The 2,577-nt window shown below is 58.1% G+C and carries 3 protein-coding genes; 1 reads left to right on the plus strand and 2 read right to left on the minus strand.

What is annotated here, in order from left to right; genetic code table 11:
- Positions 1–841: 841 nt before the first annotated feature.
- Entirely contained in the window at positions 842–1,456 is a 615-nt protein-coding gene (locus AWB67_RS36245; RefSeq protein ID WP_087660668.1) for a hypothetical protein, read from the minus strand.
- Between the two features lie 71 nt (positions 1,457–1,527).
- Here AWB67_RS36245 and AWB67_RS36250 point away from each other — a divergent pair, with 71 nt between their 5' ends.
- On the plus strand, positions 1,528–2,070 hold the full coding sequence (locus AWB67_RS36250) for a MarR family winged helix-turn-helix transcriptional regulator (RefSeq protein WP_087660669.1): 543 nt from the start codon (positions 1,528–1,530) through the stop codon (positions 2,068–2,070).
- Positions 2,071–2,090: 20 nt separating this feature from the next.
- On the opposite strand, the gene AWB67_RS36255 is transcribed toward AWB67_RS36250, so the two are convergent.
- Positions 2,091–2,577: aminotransferase class V-fold PLP-dependent enzyme (locus tag AWB67_RS36255; protein ID WP_125477846.1), on the minus strand; the 487-nt coding region annotated here is incomplete at its 5' end.

A 2,577-nucleotide genomic window follows, 5' to 3' on the forward strand; every position in this document is an offset into this window, starting at 1 on the left:
TCTGAGTACCTTCGCAAACCACAACGTCTTTAGCTGAGCCTCGCTGGGATCACCGGCGCGTGGGGGGAACGTAGCAGCGCAAAGACCAGCCGAGAACAAGCGCGGTAGAGAAATAGCCGCGTGTTCCGCATTTTGCCTCGACTTGCGAAACCTTCACGTTTTGCTAACCTCGACTATCAGACATGCGCTTATGCCCGGTTGAAGCCCAGACGAACGAACCGCTGCCAGGGAGCAGCTAGCGCGCGCATCGCTGTGCCGCCCCCTCCAGTCATTGCCATTGCGAAGCAACGGCGCCGTCGACAGTAAAACATTTCGCCTGACGCCGCAATAACAAGGCAAACTATCCGTCGTTCATACGACGGCGTAATGCCCCAGCGATTTCTGAGTCCCGTTTTGGTCTCGTTAACTAGAAACTCGTCAATACGTTTCGCGTCAATTCATAGATAACGAGCCGATTTTATCCAGTATGCGCGTTGGAACGAGTCAATTGGAGCGTTGGGATGTGCGCGTAATACGAGGGCACCCGTGGCGCTGATCGATCGCACGCTGCCGGACGATATCGTCGCGTCGGCGACGCCACACGTCACCTGCTCGCGTCGGGCATAGGCGGATCGTCTGGCCGCCGGTCGTGACGTGTGTCCGACTCGCGAGCGCATCCGCGCAGTCGGGGACGCATTTTGACGGCTTTGGTGTGGCGCAGTGAGGCAAGGTGAGGCCAATGACTTACTTAGATTTTCTGATAACTTGACCTTAGATACATCGGTTACATCGTAGTGAGTTATCAGCGAAGTCTTCGAGGGCGACGAGCACATGCGCGCGCCATATCTTCTTTGCATGCGATTCAATGCCGAAACGGATGCCAAAAAGCGACTGCAACCGGATCCGGATGGTTGGCCACAAACAGCTCCATGCACTCCGCTAGTGCGGTCGGCGGCAGCCAGGGATAGGTCAGCGATTCCTGCAACGTCTGAAGCTTCACGGTACCCGGATCATCGATCAAATCCATGCGCTCGATGGCGATATGCAGCCCTATGATTCTGTCCACTTCCCCAGGCACGCTGCCGATTCGCCACTTGTATGTACCCTTACCGAGCCGCAGAGCCTCGTTGTCCTTCTGACGCATCGCCACGACCCACGGCATTGTGCAGATGCCTTCCCCATTCGCTTCCGGCGCTATGCATACGTAGTAGGTGCGGCATCGGTCGAACCGCTCGCCGAAATCGGCTACCAGTGTCCTGGCGATCGCGGAGGCGCCGATTACGCGATGAGGAAAGTCGATTGCGTCGGTCGCAATCGAAAATGTCACTTCGGCATCGGCTGCGAAACAATCGAAGATCAGTTCGGGCTGGTTCTGATCTTTCGCACGGATATAGCATTCCAAAAGCGACTGAACGGAAGATGGCGGCATGGCAGGTATAAGGTAGACGACGCTCGCAAAGTCGCCGCGCGCGAGCATGGCGATTCTGGGCTTTGCCGTATAATTAGTTTTAAAAGGTAACTACATTAGCATCCGGGAGTTTGCGCGTCATGCCGAAGCAGGTCGATGAATCCGCTCTTACGATCACGAACCCAGCGTGCCTCGTCGATGGGACGGACACGGAGTTCCGCCACCTGATCAACGGTCTCCTTCCGTTCGCCGCGCGGCTGCTGTCCGTGCGTGACGGCTTTGGGACAATCATCGGCCTGACCGGCATCCAGTATTCGTTGCTCGTCTCGGTCGCCCATCTTTCGCACGGCGAGGCGGTGACAGTGAACCGGCTCGCGGACCATCTGCATTTGAGCGGCGCGTTCGTCACGATCGAGACTGGAAAGCTCAAGAAGCTCGGCTTGATCGACAAGCGGTCGGACCCGGACGACAAACGAAAGATGCGCCTGACGATGACATCGAACGGGGTGAAGCTGCTCCGCGAACTGGCCGCCACGCAACAGCGCATCAACAACGTGCTTTTCGAAGGCGTCACAAAGGCCGAATTCAAGGCGCTGTGCTCGGTTGTCGACCGGCTCGTCGCCAACGGAGATCGCGCGACGCTCGATCTGTCGCATCTGATCGCACGCCAGGAAAAAGGGTGAACCCGCGGCGGACTGCATGATCAGTGCGCAGCCCACTGGATCGTGTTCAGATCGATGCCTTCGAGGTGCATGTCCCACAGCGGACTCAACGCGCGCAGTCTGACCACGGTCTCCTTCACCTGAAGGATCACCTCGTCGACTTCCGCCTCGGTGGTAAAGCGGCCGAGCGTGAAGCGAATCGAGCTGTGCGCCAATTCATCGCTGCGGCCGAGCGCGCGCAACACGTAGGACGGTTCCAGCGATGCCGAGGTGCATGCCGACCCCGATGACACCGCGACTCCCTTGATGCCCATGATGAGCGATTCACCTTCGACGAAGTTGAAGCTGACGTTCAGATTGTGCGCAATGCGACGCGTCCGGTCGCCGTTGACATAGACCTCTTCCAGTTCCAGAAGGCCCGCAAGCAGCCGGTCACGCAATGCGCTGACGCGCCGGCTTTCCACTTCCATCTCTTCCTTCGCGAGACGAAACGCTTCGCTGATGACGCCGGCGTTATAGATGCAGCAT

The sequence above is a fragment of the Caballeronia terrestris genome, from assembly GCF_001544515.1.
In the GTDB taxonomy this organism is placed as follows: domain Bacteria; phylum Pseudomonadota; class Gammaproteobacteria; order Burkholderiales; family Burkholderiaceae; genus Caballeronia; species Caballeronia terrestris.

Excerpts from the sequence above, each read along its gene's own strand:
- AWB67_RS36245 (WP_087660668.1), bottom strand. The coding sequence starts at position 1,456 with ATGCTCGCGCGCGGCGACTTTGCGAGCGTCGTCTACCTTATACCTGCC.
- AWB67_RS36250 (WP_087660669.1), top strand. The coding sequence starts at position 1,528 with ATGCCGAAGCAGGTCGATGAATCCGCTCTTACGATCACGAACCCAGCG.